At 63.9% G+C, this 17,338-nt stretch carries 14 protein-coding genes, 1 tRNA gene and 1 pseudogene; 11 read left to right on the top strand and 5 right to left on the bottom strand.

Going from position 1 to position 17,338, the window contains the following annotated elements; all coding sequences use genetic code 11:
- The first annotated feature begins 136 nt into the window (after positions 1-136).
- The 9 genes from QJT82_RS08170 (at position 137) to QJT82_RS08130 (ending at position 6,602) form a co-directional block, all read left to right on the top strand.
- Complete coding sequence (locus QJT82_RS08170; RefSeq protein ID WP_028338933.1) at positions 137-1,075, top strand: SDR family oxidoreductase; 939 nt, start codon at positions 137-139, stop codon at positions 1,073-1,075.
- 29 nt (positions 1,076-1,104) lie between these two features.
- Positions 1,105-1,764: an epimerase gene (locus QJT82_RS08165; protein ID WP_028338932.1), complete on the top strand. Its 660-nt coding sequence runs from the start codon at positions 1,105-1,107 to the stop codon at positions 1,762-1,764.
- Positions 1,765-1,847: 83 nt separating this feature from the next.
- A complete protein-coding gene (locus QJT82_RS08160) occupies positions 1,848-2,276 on the top strand; it encodes a DUF2948 family protein (RefSeq protein ID WP_028338931.1) in 429 nt (142 codons plus the stop codon).
- 198 nt (positions 2,277-2,474) lie between these two features.
- Complete coding sequence (hisD, locus tag QJT82_RS08155) at positions 2,475-3,770, top strand: histidinol dehydrogenase (protein WP_028338930.1); 1,296 nt, start codon at positions 2,475-2,477, stop codon at positions 3,768-3,770.
- Complete coding sequence (locus tag QJT82_RS08150; protein WP_016841326.1) at positions 3,767-4,273, top strand: UPF0262 family protein; 507 nt, start codon at positions 3,767-3,769, stop codon at positions 4,271-4,273. The genes hisD and QJT82_RS08150 overlap by 4 nt, the downstream gene beginning before the upstream one ends.
- A gap of 114 nt (positions 4,274-4,387) precedes the next feature.
- The gene (locus QJT82_RS08145) at positions 4,388-4,852 is read left to right on the top strand and encodes a low molecular weight phosphatase family protein (protein ID WP_028338929.1); all 465 of its coding nucleotides are present in this window, start codon (positions 4,388-4,390) and stop codon (positions 4,850-4,852) included.
- Between the two features lie 198 nt (positions 4,853-5,050).
- Complete coding sequence (locus tag QJT82_RS08140) at positions 5,051-5,680, top strand: Maf-like protein (protein ID WP_018269043.1); 630 nt, start codon at positions 5,051-5,053, stop codon at positions 5,678-5,680.
- Positions 5,681-6,191: 511 nt separating this feature from the next.
- Positions 6,192-6,386, top strand: a complete 195-nt coding sequence (yacG, locus tag QJT82_RS08135) for a DNA gyrase inhibitor YacG (protein ID WP_028338928.1) — start codon at positions 6,192-6,194, stop codon at positions 6,384-6,386.
- Positions 6,387-6,526: 140 nt separating this feature from the next.
- Positions 6,527-6,602 (top strand) — tRNA-Phe (locus QJT82_RS08130).
- A gap of 142 nt (positions 6,603-6,744) precedes the next feature.
- Here QJT82_RS08130 and QJT82_RS08125 read toward each other — a convergent pair.
- From QJT82_RS08125 to QJT82_RS08115, 3 genes are all read right to left on the bottom strand, one after another.
- On the bottom strand, positions 6,745-8,493 hold the full coding sequence (locus tag QJT82_RS08125; protein WP_028338927.1) for a TRAP transporter large permease subunit: 1,749 nt from the start codon (positions 8,491-8,493) through the stop codon (positions 6,745-6,747).
- Positions 8,490-9,158, bottom strand: coding sequence for a TRAP transporter small permease subunit (locus QJT82_RS08120; protein ID WP_035630999.1), 669 nt, complete (start codon positions 9,156-9,158; stop codon positions 8,490-8,492). The genes QJT82_RS08125 and QJT82_RS08120 overlap by 4 nt, the downstream gene beginning before the upstream one ends.
- 87 nt (positions 9,159-9,245) lie before the next feature.
- Positions 9,246-10,385, bottom strand: coding sequence for a TRAP transporter substrate-binding protein (locus QJT82_RS08115; protein ID WP_028338925.1), 1,140 nt, complete (start codon positions 10,383-10,385; stop codon positions 9,246-9,248).
- A gap of 105 nt (positions 10,386-10,490) precedes the next feature.
- Between QJT82_RS08115 and QJT82_RS08110 the strand changes: the two are divergent.
- Positions 10,491-10,744 (top strand): annotated as a pseudogene (locus tag QJT82_RS08110) (transposase); the annotation flags it as partial.
- Between the two features lie 754 nt (positions 10,745-11,498).
- Here the strand turns inward: QJT82_RS08110 and QJT82_RS08105 are convergent.
- Positions 11,499-14,159 (bottom strand): excinuclease ABC subunit UvrA, encoded by a 2,661-nt coding sequence (locus tag QJT82_RS08105; RefSeq protein WP_080686643.1) that lies wholly within the window; start codon positions 14,157-14,159, stop codon positions 11,499-11,501.
- 637 nt (positions 14,160-14,796) lie between these two features.
- A complete protein-coding gene (locus tag QJT82_RS08100) occupies positions 14,797-15,249 on the bottom strand; it encodes a hypothetical protein (RefSeq protein WP_028338923.1) in 453 nt (150 codons plus the stop codon).
- Positions 15,250-15,383: 134 nt separating this feature from the next.
- Between QJT82_RS08100 and QJT82_RS08095 the strand changes: the two genes are divergently transcribed.
- The gene (locus QJT82_RS08095) at positions 15,384-16,727 is read left to right on the top strand and encodes an IS1380 family transposase (RefSeq protein ID WP_129964838.1); all 1,344 of its coding nucleotides are present in this window, start codon (positions 15,384-15,386) and stop codon (positions 16,725-16,727) included.
- The last annotated feature ends 611 nt before the right edge of the window (positions 16,728-17,338 follow it).

Below are 17,338 nucleotides of genomic sequence, written 5' to 3'. Positions count from 1 at the left end.
CGGTTTGCGCGCGGGCGCCGGACGTTGCAATTTTTCACCCATTGCAAAAATGCACTTAGTGCACATTTCGTCGGATGCGGCTGGACCCGCAAGAACCCGACGAGAAACCCGAATCGTGTCGCAAGGAGATATAAGCATGACCGGCTGGAGCACTGCAGACATTCCGCGGCAGGGCGGCAGGATCGCCGTGATCACGGGCGCTACCGGCGGACTCGGCTACGAGACCGCGCTGGAACTGGCGCGCGCAGGCGCCAATGTCGCGCTCACCGGCCGCAACGGCGCCAAGGGGCAGGACGCGCTGGCGCGGATCCGCGCGCAGCTTCCCGATGCCGCGGTGACCTATGAAACGCTCGACCTCGCGAACCTCGCATCGGTTGCCGATTTCGCCGGGCGCTTCGCCGCCACGCATAACGCGCTCGATCTCCTGATCAACAATGCCGCGGTGATGTTGCTGCCGAAGCGGCAGGTCACCGCTGACGAGTTCGAGATGCAGTTCGGCACCAACTATCTCGGCCACTATGCATTGACCGCGCTGCTGTTGCCGCAGCTCCGCCGCGGCCACCAGACCCGCGTCGTCAATCTTTCCAGCCTTGCGCATCGCTCCGGCGTCATCAATTTCGACGATCTGCAGGCCCGCCGTTCCTACGCGCCATGGCGCGCCTACTGTCAGTCGAAGCTTGCGATGCTGATGTTCGCGCTCGAATTGCAGCGTCGCAGTGCGATCAACGGCTGGGGACTGATGAGCAATGCCGCGCATCCCGGCTACGCGCGCACCGAGTTGATCCCGAACGGTCCCGGCACCGACAGCCTGTCGTGGCGGTTCGGTCGATATTTGCAGCCGATCATGAGCCACTCCGCGGCGGCGGGCGCATTGCCGACGCTGTTCGCGGCGACCTCAGCCGCGGCCCAGCCGGGCGGCTATTACGGCCCCAACGGGTTCTACGAGTTGAAGGGCCCACCTGCGCCGGCGCGCATCATGCCGCAGGCCAGGGACACCGCGGTAGGGCAGCGGCTATGGGATATCTCGGTGGCGCTGACCGGTGTATCGTTTGATCAGGTCGCAACCGCCGCCTGAACGGATCGGGCGGCAGCGGGGCAATCGAGATGAAGGTCATCCTGTTCGGCGCGACCGGCATGGTCGGGCAGGGCGTGCTGCGCGAATGCCTGCTCGATCCCGGTGTCGAGCGCGTGCTCGCGGTTGGGCGCAGTCCGACCGGGCAGCGCGATGCCAAGCTTGTCGAGTTGATCCACGACGATTTCGTCGATTACAGCGCGATCGAACCGCAGCTTGCCGGCTACGACGCCTGCTTCTTCTGCCTCGGCGTCTCCTCGATCGGCATGGACGAGGCACGCTACCGCCATCTCACCTACGACATCACGCTGGCCGCGGCGACGGTGCTGGCGCGGCTCAATGCCGGCATGGTGTTCACCTATGTCACGGGGCGCAGCACCGATTCCACCGAGCGCGGCCCGTTGATGTGGGCGCGCGTGAAGGGCAAGACCGAGAACGATTTGCTCAAGCTGCCGTTCAAGGCCGCCTACATGTTCCGGCCCGCCGGGATCCAGCCGCTGCATGGCGTCCGCTCCAAGACCGGCTGGGTGCAGGCGATCTATGTCGCGACCTCGCCGCTGCTTTCCTTTCTGGTGCGGGTCGCCCCGAGCTACATGACGACATCGGAACAGCTCGGCCGCGCCATGCGGAAGGTCGCCCGCGACGGCTACCCCAGGCCGGTGCTGGAGAGCGAGGACATCAATCGCCTCTGAAGCGCGGTGGCCGGTTCCCTCGAGCGGCGATTTCGCCAGGTCTCTTGGTACCTCCCGGGCCGCGAGGCGTTATAACCACCGTCATGTCCCCTCCCGCGCCGCTGAAACTGATCGCCCTCGATGCTGATGACCTCGCGGTTATCTCGGCCCATGTGCAGGACGCCCGCGTCCAGCCCTCCGACATCGTCTGGCGCCAGGACGAGAAACGCCTCGTGGTCGGCCTGAACCGGCTGGACTGGGAGCAGACCCTGTCGGGCGGCACCTGCTCGCGCCGGCTGATCGCCGCGCTGAGGTTCGACCGGGTGCTGGCATGCAAGTCGCGCAATATCGACCTGGAGGCCCCGGAAGCCACCCTGGAACTGCTCGGGATCGAGTTCTATGCCTCCGACCCGCCGGGCGGCAGTGCGCTCCTGATGTTCGGCCATGGCGGGGCGCTGCGGCTGGATGTCGAGTGCCTGGAGTGCGAATTGACCGATCTTGGGGCAGACGACCTCGGGATGGCGCCGGGGTAATTGGGCAGGTCATTCCGGGGCGTTCCCAACGGGTCCGCGCAAAGCGCGGCCCGATGACAGGCTCCGGACCGAGCCCGGAATCTCGAGATTCCGGGTCCGGTCCTTCGGACCATCCCGGAATGACTTCCCCCAAGGGTTGACGGCCATTATCCGCCGCGCCATTGAGCAGGGACCCGAATTCCTCCTAAGAAAGCCGTCATGCCCGTTCGCCTGGACCGACAGAGCGCCGATTTCGAGCAGCGATTCCGCGATTTCCTGGCGGCCAAGCGCGAGGTGTCGGCCGACGTCGAGCGCGCCACCCGCGCGATCGTCGACGACGTGGCGGCCCGCGGCGATGCGGCGCTGCTCGAGGCGACCAAAAAGTTCGACCGGCTCGATATCGACGCGGCAGGCCTGCGCATTACGGCAGCCGAGATCGACGCCGCGGTTGCGGCCTGCGACCCCAAGACCGTCGACGCCCTGAGGTTCGCGCGCGACCGGATCGAGACCTTCCACCGCCGCCAGTTGCCGAAGGACGAGCGCTTCACCGACGCCGCCGGCGTCGAGCTCGGCTGGCGCTGGAGCGCGGTCGATGCGGTCGGGCTCTATGTGCCCGGCGGTACCGCGGCCTATCCGTCCTCAGTATTGATGAATGCGGTGCCGGCCAAGGTCGCCGGCGTGCCGCGCGTGGTGATGGTGGTGCCGGCGCCGGACGGCAAGCTCAACCCGCTGGTGCTCGCGGCCGCCCATCTCGGCGGCGTCTCGGAAATCTACCGCGTCGGCGGCGCCCAGGCGGTGGCGGCGCTGGCCTACGGCACCGCGACGATCGCGCCGGTCGCCAAGATCGTCGGCCCCGGCAACGCCTATGTCGCCGCGGCAAAACGGCTGGTATTCGGCAAGGTCGGCATCGACATGATCGCCGGTCCCTCCGAGGTGCTTGTCATCGCCGACGACACCGGCAATGCCGACTGGATCGCGGCCGATCTCCTGGCGCAGGCCGAGCATGACGTCAGCGCGCAGTCGATCCTGATCACCGACAGTGCACGGCTCGCCGCCGACGTCGAGCGCGCGGTCGAGGCGCAGCTGGCGACCTTGCCGCGCGCCGAGATCGCCCGCACCTCGTGGAACGATTTCGGTGCCGTGATCAAGGTGGCAAAACTCGACGACGCCGTCGAGCTCGCCAATGCGATCGCGGCCGAGCATCTCGAGATCATGACCGCGGACGCCGAGGGCCTGTCGAACAAGGTCCGTAACGCCGGGGCGATCTTCCTCGGGGCCCATACCCCGGAGGCGATCGGCGATTATGTCGGCGGCTCCAACCATGTGCTGCCGACCGCGCGCTCGGCGCGGTTCTCGTCGGGCCTCGGGGTGCTTGACTTCATGAAGCGAACCTCGATCCTGCGGTGCGGGCCGGATCAGTTGCGTGCGCTCGGGCCCGCCGCGATGACGCTCGGCCAGGCCGAGGGTCTCGATGCCCATTCACGTTCCGTCGGATTGCGCCTCAACCTCTCATGAACAAGCCGCCAGACGACGAGGATTCCAACAATCGCATCGTCGCGGTGACGCTCGACGAGGAATCGATCGGCCGTTCCGGGCCCGATATCGAGCATGAGCGCGCGATCGCGATCTACGATTTGATCGAGCAGAACCTGTTCGCGCCCGAGGGCGCCGCCGGGCCGGGGCCCTACACCCTGCATATCGCGATCACCGGCAACCGGCTGATGTTCGATATCCGCAAGGAGGACGGCGCGCCGGTGGTCGCGCATCTGTTGTCGCTGACCCCGTTCCGCCGCGTCGTGAAGGACTACTTCATGATCTGCGACAGCTACTATCAGGCGATCCGGACCGCGACGCCGGACAAGATCGAGGCGATCGACATGGGCCGCCGCGGCATCCATGACGAGGGCTCGCGCACGCTGCAGGAGCGGCTCAAGGGCAAGGTGCGCGTCGATTTCGAGACCGCGCGGCGGCTGTTCACGCTGATCACTGTGCTGCACTGGAAGGGTGAAGGCGCATGATCCCGAAAAGTGGATACCGGTTTTCGGATCAGATTATGCGCCAGAAGAAGAGGCGCATGATCGGTGACGCGATGATTGACGGGGGCGTACCCCGATCGAAAAAAGCCTGATCGCATGGAAGCGCCGCGCGCGCGCAACCCCCAGGCCGTGCTGTTCGCATGCGGCCTGAACAGCGTGCGGTCGCCGATGGCCGAAAACCTGCTGCAGCAGATGTTTCCGCAGGGTCTCTATGTGCGCTCGGCCGGGGTGAGGAAGGGTGAGCTCGATCCGTTCGCCGTCTCGGTAATGGCCGAACTCGGCCAGGACATTTCCAGCCACAAGCCGCAAACCTTCGAGGAACTCGAGGATTGGGAGGGGCTGAACTTCGATCTCATCATCACGTTGGCTCCCGAAGCCCATCACAAGGCGCTCGACCTCACCCGCACGCTCGCGGCCGACGTCGAATACTGGCCCACCGTCGATCCGACCGGCACCGAGGGCTCGCGCGAGCAGAAGCTGGCCGCCTATCGCGAGGTCTGCGACGGTCTGTTGCTGCGCATCCGCCGCCGCTTTGCCAAGGCCGGCGCGGCAAACCTGTGAGGCTCCGTGAGGTGACGGGACCAGCGTGTTCCGATTCGCAGAACCGCCGCTTGTCGCCAGACTGACAAACAGCTGTGCTTATGGGGCCTTGTCTCCAGGCGGGGGCGCGATTCGCGGCCGGTTCCAAGGTTGTGCATCCATGCCCCATCCGATAGGTTCCGCCCGCGTCCGTCCCCCCGATTCAGCCCAAAAGCCCGCATGCTAGGCCGTCCCAAATTCGTTCTTGCTTCCGGTTCGCCGCGGCGGCTGGCCCTGCTCAACCAGGCCGGCATCGAGCCCGATGCGCTGCGCCCGGCCGATGTCGACGAGACCCCGCGGCGGGGCGAGTTGCCGCGCGCCTGCGCCAACCGCCTGGCGCGCGCCAAGGCCGACGCGGCGCTAAAATCGGTGCATCTTGACGATGACCTGCGCGGCTCCTTCATCATTGCCGCCGACACCGTGGTGGCGGTCGGCCGCCGCATCCTGCCCAAGGCCAATCTGGTCGACGAGGCCGCGCAGTGCCTGCGGCTGCTGTCGGGCCGCAATCACCGCGTCTACACCGCGATCTGCGTGGTGACCCCGCGCGAGGCATTCCGCCAGCGCCTGGTCGAAACGCGCGTGCGCTTCAAGCGGCTCAGCGAGGACGACATCCAGGCCTATATCGGCTCCGGCGAATGGCGCGGCAAAGCCGGCGGCTACGCCGTGCAGGGGATTGCCGGATCGTTCGTGGTCAAGATGGTCGGCTCCTACACCAATGTGGTCGGCCTGCCGCTCTACGAGACCGTGACCTTGCTCGGCGGCGAGGGCTTTCCGATCCGCCACGGCTGGCTCAACTCCGTCGCGGTGTGAGGTATCCACTTTCGTGCGGCGACGGCAGTCTACCTCTCTCGCTCGCGAGGGAGGTCGTATCGCATCGAAGATGCGATACGGGCGGGGGCTTTTTCCTCCTGAGCGACTCGCGGTGAGACCCCCAGCCCAACTGCTCCACATCGTCATGGCTGGGCTATGGAACGAGGCCGATAGCCGGACGCGATAGCTTGCCGCAGGGGTGCGCTGCCAAAATATCGAAAACAACCCCATGCAAAGGTGCCGGCGGCTGCCGGCGTTCGCCACGGCAGCTTGACTCGTCGGGCAAATCAGCGGCATTCTTCCATTATCCAGAAATCGCGGAGACGCCCTACGCTCCGAGGCTATCGCCCTGCGCTTGCGGGCGAGGTCGCCGTCTCGAGCCACGAGGCCAAGCACCTGCGCGGCCGGCGAAGACGCATATGCGATTGCCCTACCCGCAAGCCGAGAGGGAGCGCAGCGGAACATGCGGCCGCCTCCGCAATTGCCAGATGATATAGACTTCGTCCCAGCGATGACTGACCAAGCCCGAACGCCCAAGGCCATACCTTCTGCCACCCCGCGCGCCTGCCCGATCTGCGGCAAGCCTGTCGAGCAGGCCTTCCGCCCGTTCTGCTCGCCGCGCTGCCGCGACGTCGACCTCAACCGCTGGCTGACCGGCCGCTATGTCGTTCCCGGCCGCGAGGACGACGCGGAAGACCCGGAATAGCCAAGATTTCCCAACAAGTTGGGGAAAGAGTGCCGGGCGGGCCGCGCCCGGCGAAGCGTTTCGCGAAGCCGGGTGGACACGACGCTCCGACCTCTCTATAAACCGCCCGCTCGCTCCGGCCTTTTCGGCCCCGCGGGTATGCCCAGGTAGCTCAGTTGGTAGAGCATGCGACTGAAAATCGCAGTGTCGGTGGTTCGATCCCGCCCCTGGGCACCATCACCCTTGATGCTACCGTAATCAGCGATCGCTCCATGCAGGCGCTCGTCCCGGCGTAGCCCGGAGGGCGGAGCCGGATGGTTCGATCCCGCCCCTGGGCACCATTTCCGTTTGACAAGCGCCCGGTGCTCCCCGCTGCGCCTCAACCCGCGTACAGATAGTTCGGCAGCCACAGCGTCATGCCCGGCCAGAGATACATGATCACCATGCACAGGATCACGATCAGCATGTAGGGCATCATGCCGGCGAAGATCTGGTTCAGCGTAACGTGCTTCGGGGCGACGCCCTTGAGATAGAACGCCGACATCGCGACAGGCGGAGACAGGAACGCGGCCTGCAAGTTCACGAACACCAGCGTGCCCCAAAGGATCGGATCGATGTTGAAGTGCTTCAGCATCGGCAGGAAGATCGGCACAAAGATGATGATAATCTCGGTCCATTCGAGCGGCCAGCCCAGCACGAAGATGATCACCTGCGACAAGATCATGAACTGCACGGGCGTCATGTCGAGCGAAAGCACCCAGCTTTCCAGCAGCGCCTGACCGCCGAGAATGGCGAACACCGCCGAGAACAGCGCCGAGCCGACGAACAGCCAGCACACCATCGCGGTCGTCTTTGCGGTCAGGAACACCGCTTCCTTGGTGCGCTTCCAGTCGAGCGTGCGGGCGTGGAAAGCGAGGATGAAGGCGCCAGCGGCGCCGACGCCGGCGGACTCGGTCGCGGTCGTGATGCCGAACAGGATCACCCCCAGTACCACGACGGTGAGGATGCCGAGCGGCATCACCGACGACGTCAAGAGCTTCAACACTTCGAAACGTTCGCCGTCCATGCGCAAGTAAGAGCGCGCCGTCCACGCAGCCAGCACGGCGGCCGATATCGCGAACCAGATGTAGAACTGGGTGTCCGGTCCCTTTTCGGCGGCCGACAGCTCCCTCGGCTCGACCGGGCTGCCGAGCTGCTGCAGGCCTTCGACGGCTCCGCTCGCGGCGCCGGGCTGCTGGTGGATCACGACGTACCACCAGACCGTGCCAAGCGCGGCTGCGGTCATCAGGAACGGCACCAGCGAAATGAGGAAGTTCTGCACGATCGCGCCATAGCCCATCGGCTTGCCGTCGATCCGGAGCGTCTTCGCCTTTGCGGGCGAGAGCAGTGCCTTGAACAAGCCGACGAACAGGTTCGGCGAATACAGCGTCGCGAAATTTCTGATCCATTCGGGCACGTTGACGCGGGTCTGTTCCTCCGGCAGCGGCGGGGCGATCTTCGGGTTGATCATCGCCCAGCCCACGACATAGACGAGGTAAAGGAACGCCAGGAAGAAGCCGGGAAGCATCGCCGCCGCATAGAGCTTGACCACGGACTGGCCGGCGACCGCGGCATAGACGATGATCATCACCGAAGGCGGGATCAGGATGCCGAGCGTGCCGCCCGCGGTGATGACGCCGGAAGCGAGCTTCACGTCATAACCGGCGCGCAGCATCGGGTTGAAGGCGATCACGCCCATCAGCACCACCACCGCGCCGACGAGCCCGGAGGCGATGCCCCAGAACGTGCACACGATCAGGGTCGCAACCGCGAGCGAGGCGGGCAGGCGGCGGAAGGCGAGCTGGATCGAATAGAACATCTTGTCGACGAGGGCGCCGCGCTCCATCACATAGCCCATCAGCACGAACAACGGGATGGAGATCAGCACGTCGTTGGTCATCGCGCCGTAGGTGCGCTGGACCATCAGCTCGAAAACCTTGTTGTGCGTCCAATTCTGCGACGGGTCGTAGAAGGCGATGAAGCCGAAGAACATGCCAAGGCCCATCAGCGTAAACGCCGTGGCAAAGCCCATCATGATGACGACGACGATGAGCGTCAGCATCAACAGGCCGAGCGCGGGATCGCTCATGTGTTCAGGTCCCCGCCCATGCCGCGCTGCCGCGCCATTTCATCGATGCGCGCGGCGCCCTCGATGGCGAGCTTGCGCGATTCCTCGTCCACGAATTCAGAGTGCGCGAGCTGCTCCCCGATGACGTCGGTCTCGGCGACGTCGGCAAGCCGGCTCGGCCATTCGCCGGTCTTCAGGCACACGATGCAGCGGATGATCTCGCCGATGCCCTGCAGCATGATCAGCGCGCCCGCGATCGGGATGACGGTCTTGAAGTGGTAGACCGGCGGGCCGTCCGCCGTGACGTTGGAATGCTCGTTGATGTGCCAGGAGTCCGCGGCGTAGAAGTAGCCGGCATAGATCAGCGCGGCGATGCCCGGGATGAAGAAGACGAAGTAGAGAACGAGGTCGAGCGCGGCCTGCGTGCGCGGGCGCATCGAGGAGTACAGGAAGTCGCCCCGGACATGGGCGTTCTGCGCCAGCGTATAGGCGCCGCACAACATGAACAGCGACCCATACAGCATGTTCTCGGCGTCGAAGATCCATGCCGTCGGCATGTTCACGGCATAACGCTTGAACACCTCGATGCAGACGACGCTCATCAGGACGATCATCAGCCAGGCGGTCGCCTTGCCGACCCAGGTGGAGATGCCGTCGATCGTGTGCAGCAAACGCTGTACGCTCATGTGATACGGTTCGGCATAAGAAACGATCCCAACATAGCACAGGGCACCGTCGGGGGCGGCCGGCGCCTTGCGGGCTTTATCTCGCCATCAGAGTTTCTTGGCCGCGGCGTTTGGCCCGAAATAGTGATCGTAGGCCATGCGGCGGCTCACCACCGTGTCCTGCTCCCACTGCGTCGCGCGCTTGGCGAACTCGATCTGCGACTGCACGATCTCCTTGAACAGGGGATTTTCCGCCGCCTTCTTCTTCACCACGCCATCATAGATCTCGAGCTGCTGCTTCAGGATGGCGTCGGGCGTCTTGTAGAACTTGACGTTGTCCTTGGTCTGCAACTCGACGTAGTCCTTGGAGTAGCGGTCGATCGCCTTCCACGACATATCGGCCGAAGCCGCGTCCACCGCGTTGGCGATGATCGCCTTCATCTTCTCCGGCAGCGCGTTGTACTTGTCCTTGTTGAACGTGATCTCGAACTGCTCGGCGTTCTGGTGATAGCTTTGCAGCATGCAGACCTTGGAGACGTCGGGGAAGCCGAGCACGCGGTCCGAGGTGGCGTTGTTGAATTCCGCCGCGTCCAAGAGGCCGCGGTCCATGGCAGCCACGATTTCGCCGCCGGGCAGCGCGTTCACGGCTGCGCCCATCCCTGAGTACACGTCGATGGAGATTCCGACGGTGCGAAACTTCAGTCCCTTGACGTCGTCGGGCTTGGTGATCGGCTTCTTGAACCAGCCGAACGGCTGGGTCGGCATCGGACCGTAGGGGAACGAGACGACATTGGCGCCGATCGATTCATAAAGTTTTGCGAGCAACTCCTTGCCGCCGCCATAGCGGTGCCAGGCCAGCAGCATGTTGGCGTCCATCGCGAAGCCCGGTCCCGAGCCCCAGAGCGCCAGCGCCGTCTGCTTGCCGTAGTGATAGACCAGCACGCCATGGCCGCCGTCGAGCACACCCTTGGAGACGGCATCGAGCAGCCCGAAGGCGGGCACGACAGCGCCTGCCGGCAGCACTTCGATCTTGAGCTCGCCGCCGGTCATGTCGTTGACCTTCTTGGCGTAGTCGAGCGCATATTCGTGGAAAATGTCCTTTGACGGCCAGGTACTTTGCCAGCGCATGCTGATCGGCCCCTGGGCGCTGACGACGCTCGGCGCGGCTACCGTCGCGGCGGCCCCCACAGCAGCGACCTTGAGAAAGCCGCGGCGGCTCGAAGTGCTGCCCTTGTTTGATTTGGTCATGGCTGCCTCCTCCCCTTTGAAATAGCGATCCTTTGCGGATCGGCCTCTTTTTTATTGGAACAAGTCAAAGTCTTGCGCAGGGGTTTGGCAAGAATGTTCGGAATGATGCGACGCTACGACGCGGACTGCAGTGATGACGCGCCACTCGAGGACCGACCACGGAGGCGTAGCCGCCTTTCGGAAGAGCAGATCATCGGAATTTTGAAAGAGCATGAGGCCGACGTTTCGGCCGCCGATCTGCCGCAAGCATGGCGTCAGCGACGCCAGCATCTACACATGAAGAGCGAAGTTCGGCGGGATGGAGGTGTCGGAGGCCAAGCGGCTGAAGACGCTGGAGGACGAGAACACGGCTGAAGCGGTAGCTGGCCGACGCCATGGTCCGGACGGCATGTGTGGTCCGCCCCGTCCATGCATGGTGTCGTGACGTCGTGGGTGACGATTTCAGTTGCATGAATGTATCCGGCCTCTCGCGAGTGGACTGCTGCAGATATCCGAGCACGCGGCTCATGCGCTGACGCCTTAAATTATATAGTTACTTCAATAACATATGAGTTCGCATTTTTATTCTGAATGGCGCGCCATTCCCCCCGATGCGATCGTAGCCAGCCATCCCTCCACGCAGACGCTCGTCCCGGCGTAGCCCGAAGGGCGAAGCCGGATGGTTCGATGCCGCCCCTGGGCACCAGAATTCCTACGCCCAACCTGTCGGTGGCTCGATTCCGCTCCCTGCACGAGATGTAGCGGTATTGGGCGCAATGTGACGCCTCTGTGTGAGTAGGATTTTGAGTAGGGCGGATTTTCCGCCGAGGCCGCCTACTCACGAAAGGGGTGGCGGGTCGATTCCCCTTTTGCAATCGAGCGGTCGCAGATTTTCTAGCGCATGCTTCAATGAGGGGCATGTACAGGTACGTCGTGTACAGTCACTCGACAGCCGACGGATTCCAATTTGTCTTCACGCCCGCGAAAGAGCTGAGGCAGCACGATTTATTGCCCGATGATCGTAGCGATCCAACCCACAAGGCCAACCACATTCAAATCCTTTCGTGATTGCCCTTGGTGGCAAATCGAGCCGCCATGCATCGTACAACCTCTTCGACGACGGCTCCAAATCCGCTACAGAGCTACTTTCAGATAGGTTGCGGTCAAGCTGCCTTTTGCGTCGGCAACTTCACGCGGAACGCCGCCGGCGATAACGCGACCGCCGTCTTCGCCGGCCCCGGGGCCGAGATCGATGACCCAGTCCACCTGCGCGATGACCCGCATGTCATGCTCGACGACGACGACGGTGTTGCCGGCGTCGACAAGTCCCTGCAGTTGACGCATCAGGCGGTCAACGTCGGCGGGATGGAGGCCGGCAGTCGGTTCATCGAGCACATAGAGTGTACTGCCGTGCTGCGCACGCTGGAGTTCGGTCGCCAACTTGATCCGTTGCGCTTCGCCGCCAGAGAGTTCCGTCGCCGGCTGGCCCAGCCGCAGGTAGCCAAGCCCGATCTCCCGCAACACGGTGAGCGGCCGCAACACCTGCGCTTCGTCGGTGAAGAACTGGCAAGCCTCGTCGACGGTCATCTGAAGCACTTGCGCGATGTTGCGGCCATGCCATTCGATCTCGAGCGTCTGCGGATTGTAGCGGCTGCCGTTGCAGGTCGAGCAGGGCGCATAGACGCTGGGCAGAAACAGCAACTCGACCATCACAAAACCTTCGCCCTCACAGGTCGGACAGCGCCCTTGCGCGACGTTGAACGAGAATCGACCTGCGCTGTAGTGGCGCTTTCGCGCCATGGGCGTGGCGGCGAAAAGCTGGCGTACATGATCGAACAGGCCGCTATAGGTTGCCAAATTCGAGCGCGGCGTGCGCCCGATCGGCTTCTGGTCCACCTGGACAAGGCGGCGGATGTGGTCCATGCCGCCAACAATGCGCCCTTCGGCGGCCGCCTGCGTCACCGCAAGCAGAGGATCAAGCTCGTCCTCGTCCGACGCGGCGAGCGGCCGCCCGAGTCGTTCGCTCACCAGTTCAGGGAGCGCCTGGCTCACGAGACTGGATTTGCCAGAGCCCGAAACGCCGGTGACCGCCGTAAAGCAGGCGACCGGAAATGCGACATCGAGACCATGCAGGTTGTTGCGCGTCACACCTTCCAGCCGCAGCCAGCCCTTGCGCGGTCGGGGCGTGCGCTCGACCGCAGCCGGTTTGCCGAACAGATAGCGGCGGGTGATCGAGGCCTCGACGTCTGCCAGCCCCGCAGGCTTCCCGCTATAGATGACGCGGCCGCCCTTCTCACCGGCTCCCGGGCCCACGTCCACCAGCCACTCGGCACGGCCTATGAGATCGAGATCGTGCTCGACGACGAACAGCGAGTTGCCCGCGGCCTTGAGGCGTTGGAGGATGGCGAGCAATGCCTCGCCATCCGCCGGATGCAGCCCGGCCGAGGGCTCGTCCAGCACATAGACGACACCGAACAGGTGCGAAGATAGCTGGGTCGCAAGTCGCAGTCGCTGCAGCTCGCCCGACGACAGCGTTGGCGTGCTCCGGTCCAGCGACAGATAGCCGAGCCCGAGATCGGTGAGCGGCGCAAGGCGCTCGAGCAATTCCGAAGCCAGGCGTCGGGCGGCGATACGCTTTTCTTCGGAAAGATTCGGCGTGCGGCGGATGTCTGGCGCACTCTTGTGCGCCGATCCGCCTGCGGCGACCCGGCGCTCGATCGCAGCACTACGCGCCTTTTTGTCGAGGACGCCGGCGTGCGAGTATTCTTGCGCGCCCGTCTGCTCGCCGCGCGCAACGGGCGTCAGCAATTCCGCCAGTTTCAAGAACGACAGCTTCCCGAATTCGGAAATATCGAGCCCTTTGAATTTCACCGACAGTGCCGCGCGCGTCAGCCGCTTGCCGTGGCAGGTCGGGCATTCCTGGCCGATGATGAACTGAGTGACACGCTTTTTCATCAAGGGGCTTTTTGTGTTGGCGAACGTATCCAGCACATAGCGCCGGGCACCCGTGAACGTGCCCTGATAGCTCGGTTCAAAGCCGCGCTTGATCGCGACGCGCGTTTGCTGCGGCGTAAGGCCTGCATACACCGGCACGGTCGGTTGCTCGTCCGTGAACAGAATCCAGTCGCGGTCCTTTTTCGGCAGATGGCGCCAGGGCGTGTCCACGTCGTAGCCAAGCGACACCAGAATATCGCGAAGATTCTGTCCGTGCCATGCGGGCGGCCAGGCGGCGATTGCGCGCTCGCGAATCGTCAGCGAGCTGTCCGGCACCATCGTTTTCTCGGTCGCGCCGTAGATCCGGCCGAGTCCATGGCAAGTGGGGCAGGCCCCTTCGACGGTGTTCGGCGAGAAATCCTCGGCATAGAGCATCGGCTGATTCCGCGGATACTCGCCGGCGCGGGAATAGAGCATCCGCACCAGGCTCGACAGTGTCGTCACGCTGCCGACCGACGAGCGCGCGTTCGGCGAACTCCGCTGCTGCTGCAAGGCAACCGCCGGCGGCAATCCGTCGATCGAGGTCACGTCCGGAACGCCGGCCTGGTCGATCAACCGGCGTGCATAGGGGGCGACCGATTCCAGGTAGCGGCGCTGCGCCTCGGCATAGAGAGTGCCGAATGCGAGCGATGACTTGCCGGATCCGGATATGCCCGTAAACACCACGAATGCGTCGCGTGGAATGTCGACGTCGACATTCTTCAGATTGTTTTCGCGCGCGCCTCGTACCCTCACACAATCGGATCGCTCTGCAAGTTTGTCCCGAGCGGCGGTCAATACCGGGTCCGGATCTCCGTTCATGTCACGCCTTTCCGGGGCGGCATCCCGTTTGGGTGGTCGCTCGTCTTTTCGTGCTCATTCGAAAGATAACGGCCGATAAGAGACTTGAGGCGATCAAAAAAGAAACTGGAGGCACTGTAACAGGGAGCGATACGCGAAATACTGCCAGACGCGACGATTATTGCGATTAACTGTCGCTCCGCGTTGTCGGAGATCCAGCCGATGAACCGCGTTTCACCGCCCTCCGGAATGCCTTCACCGCCGACGCGCCATTTAGGCAGGGGGCTTCCGAGCGCCCGTAACCTGCCGCAGCTGCAGAGTGGTTCTGAATTTCGAGAGGATGAGCCGTAAATTATAGTGTAATTTCAATGATATAAGAGTTCATTGTTTTATTCTGGGTGGCGCACCATCCCCTTGACGCTACCGTAATCTGCAATCGCTCCACGCAGGCGCTCGTCCCGGCGTAGCCCGGAGGGCGAAGTCGGATGGTTCGATCCCGCCCCTGGGCACCATCCCCTTGATGCTTCCGTAATCGGCAATCGATGCGCTGACAACTCGCGCGCGAACGCGACCTTCGGCCGCGCCGCCGATGTCGCCGCGACCGACAGGAGATGAGCCAGGCGGCCCTTGCAGGCCGCCTGGCTGAGAGCAGACAAGCCTATTGGCAGAGATGCTGGAGTCCGTCGGACCCCTTGAAAGTGGTACCGGGCCTGCAGACGATCCCATTGTGCGAGGCGTAGCTGTTCCAGTCGCCGTTCCACGCGTAGTAGTCGCCATATGCGGCGGGTCGATCGTAGGTGTCGTATGCCGCGTAGGAATTGCGCCAGCCGCTGAAGGGAGCGGTCGCGATCGCCGCGGCTGTTCCGACGGCAGCGCCCGCCACGCCGGCGGCGGCCCCCACCGGTCCCACCGGTTCGCGATAGGCGGTTCGCCGCTGATAATAGCCTCGCCTGCTGTCGTACGGGCTCCCGGCTCCTCTATTGAGGCAGTTGGCGTTGGCGAACTGAGATGAACAGGCGGCCGGGTTGGAGAAGACCGCTTGCGCCGACGCGGGGCTCGAAACTGCGGACGCCACTATCACGGCCGCGCCAATGATTCTCAGGTTCATCATGCGTTGCTCCCTAGCCCGTCTTATTCACGATGAGCTTTGAAGTGGCTGGCGGGTGTGGCGTAAGCCGCTGATGGGGCGTAGGATTCGGTTGCTGACACCAATTCTGCGCTGACATTGAGGCCGCCACACCCGCCATGGTCGACGATACAATTCTGCCCTTCATATTTCCAGCGGTCGGACGCAAGAAGATCACAGCCGCTTTCGATGGCGGGCGACTGACGTCGGATGCAGGCGTCATGCTGCTGTCGCTGGCCGACGGTCATGCCAAGGTCTCGGAGAAACTGGCGCGCGTTTTTCCCGAGCGGCGCGATCCGGCCCGCATCGCACATCGCCTTGTCGATCTGATCCGCGCCCGGATCTTCGCCATCGCGTGCGGCTACGAGGACGGCAATGATCTCGACCAGCTGCGCAGCGATCCGGCCTTCAAGCTGGCCTGCGGCCGTCTACCGGACAGCGGTTTGAACCTCTGCTCGCAGCCGACCCTGTCGCGGCTGGAGAATGCCCCTGACCTGCGCGAGACGATCCGACTGAGCTATGCGCTTGTCGACCTGTGGATGGACAGCTACTCACGCGCGCCGGGCGCTGTGACGCTTGATATCGACGACACCGTCGACGTGGTGCATGGGCGTCAGCAGCTATCATTGTTCAACGCCCATTACGACGAGCACTGCTTTCTGCCGATCCATGTCTACGATACCCAGCGCAGCCGGCCGGTTGCGGTCGTTCTGCGCCCGGGCAAGGTGCCGGGCGGCCTCGAAGTTCGTGCCCATCTGCGCCGCCTCGTCCGTCACATTCGAAAGCGCTGGCCCACGACGCGCATCACCTTCCGCGGCGACAGTCATTACGCCCGCCCCGAGGCCATGGAGTTCTGCGAGCAAAACGGCATCGATTACGTCTTCGCCGTGGCCGGGACCAAGCCGCTCGCCGTGAAGGTCGAGCAGATCGCAGACGCGGTCCGCGTCGAACGGGCGATCGAAGGCAAGGCGGTAGTGCGGGACTACACCGAGGTCCGCCACGCCGCCGGCTCCTGGCACCACGAGCGCCGCATCGTCGCCCGCATCGAGGCGAGCGAGCACGGGCTCGATATCCGTTATGTCGTCACCAGCCTGGGCATCGGCTCGGCTCAATGGATCTACGACAGCCTCTATTGCCAACGTGGACAGGCCGAGAACCTGATCAAGCTGCACAAGAGCCAGCTCGCTTCCGATCGGACCAGCTGCCGCTCGGCGCTCGCCAATCAGGTCCGCCTCGTGCTCCACACCGCCGCTTATTGGCTCGTGCTCGTCGTGCGCGACAGGATCCCGAAACTGCGCGACCTCGCCACCGCCGAGTTCGCAACGATCAGGCTCAGACTTCTCAAGATCGCCGCTCGCATCGTCGAGACCACAAGCCGGATCCGCATCGCCTTCGCCGCAGCCTGTCCCGAGGCCGACCTGTTCCGCGGCCTTGTCAACGCATTCTTCCCTCAACCGCCGTGACCAACGGGGCGGCTGATGCCCCGTTCATCCCCATCGCTCCTCAAACGCGTTCCCCACATTCGACGCAAACCGCGGAAAACTCCGCAACCCTCACTCGCGACCCCACCCCGGGGAACGCAAATGTGGCCTTCTTCACGCGGGCACATCGTGAATAAGACGGGCTAGATTGGTTTGCTTGCGACAGGGCTCGCTAAAGCCACACCGGAACGTTCCCGGTTTTTCTCGCATCCAACCAAATGCAACCTCAGGAAGAGGTTCCTGCGCGCCTCGCACGACGCATCAAATCGACGTGACTGATGGACGATTGAAGGATGACTTCAGCGAAGCTGCACAGGCGCGGCGTAGTGCCGACTGAAGATGGGCCGAGCGACACGACAGGAATCAAAATGCCGCTCCCCGTCGGCGAAGGCGCAAAGCTGCGTTCGATGATGACGCCTTCGCATATACGGGGAAGTCTTCGCAAATACGGGAAAGTCCGGCCTTTGTATCAATTGGTAGAAAAGCGCTATGGGCGAGCGCGATGACGATCCTGATCGGTTTCGGTGATCAGGATCGCGCGGACTTCGACGCAGAGCGGCCCATTGCGGAGCGACGCCGCCACAGACCTCGTT

This window comes from Bradyrhizobium sp. Mp19 (assembly GCF_029952935.1).
GTDB lineage: Bacteria > Pseudomonadota > Alphaproteobacteria > Rhizobiales > Xanthobacteraceae > Bradyrhizobium > Bradyrhizobium elkanii.
The sequence above is the reverse complement of the archived record's forward strand: the minus strand, read 5'-3'. Positions and strand labels throughout refer to the sequence as shown.

What these genes read in the sequence shown, in the direction of transcription:
- QJT82_RS08150 (WP_016841326.1), top strand. Translation starts at nt 3,767, where the DNA reads ATGAACAAGCCGCCAGACGACGAGGATTCCAACAATCGCATCGTCGCG.
- QJT82_RS08105 (WP_080686643.1), bottom strand. Translation starts at nt 14,159, where the DNA reads ATGAACGGAGATCCGGACCCGGTATTGACCGCCGCTCGGGACAAACTT.
- QJT82_RS08095 (WP_129964838.1), top strand. Translation starts at nt 15,384, where the DNA reads ATGGTCGACGATACAATTCTGCCCTTCATATTTCCAGCGGTCGGACGC.
- QJT82_RS08120 (WP_035630999.1), bottom strand. Translation starts at nt 9,158, where the DNA reads ATGAGCGTACAGCGTTTGCTGCACACGATCGACGGCATCTCCACCTGG.
- hisD (WP_028338930.1), top strand. Translation starts at nt 2,475, where the DNA reads ATGCCCGTTCGCCTGGACCGACAGAGCGCCGATTTCGAGCAGCGATTC.
- QJT82_RS08170 (WP_028338933.1), top strand. Translation starts at nt 137, where the DNA reads ATGACCGGCTGGAGCACTGCAGACATTCCGCGGCAGGGCGGCAGGATC.
- QJT82_RS08125 (WP_028338927.1), bottom strand. Translation starts at nt 8,493, where the DNA reads ATGAGCGATCCCGCGCTCGGCCTGTTGATGCTGACGCTCATCGTCGTC.
- yacG (WP_028338928.1), top strand. Translation starts at nt 6,192, where the DNA reads ATGACTGACCAAGCCCGAACGCCCAAGGCCATACCTTCTGCCACCCCG.
- QJT82_RS08100 (WP_028338923.1), bottom strand. Translation starts at nt 15,249, where the DNA reads ATGATGAACCTGAGAATCATTGGCGCGGCCGTGATAGTGGCGTCCGCA.
- QJT82_RS08145 (WP_028338929.1), top strand. Translation starts at nt 4,388, where the DNA reads ATGGAAGCGCCGCGCGCGCGCAACCCCCAGGCCGTGCTGTTCGCATGC.
- QJT82_RS08140 (WP_018269043.1), top strand. Translation starts at nt 5,051, where the DNA reads ATGCTAGGCCGTCCCAAATTCGTTCTTGCTTCCGGTTCGCCGCGGCGG.
- QJT82_RS08115 (WP_028338925.1), bottom strand. Translation starts at nt 10,385, where the DNA reads ATGACCAAATCAAACAAGGGCAGCACTTCGAGCCGCCGCGGCTTTCTC.
- QJT82_RS08165 (WP_028338932.1), top strand. Translation starts at nt 1,105, where the DNA reads ATGAAGGTCATCCTGTTCGGCGCGACCGGCATGGTCGGGCAGGGCGTG.
- QJT82_RS08160 (WP_028338931.1), top strand. Translation starts at nt 1,848, where the DNA reads ATGTCCCCTCCCGCGCCGCTGAAACTGATCGCCCTCGATGCTGATGAC.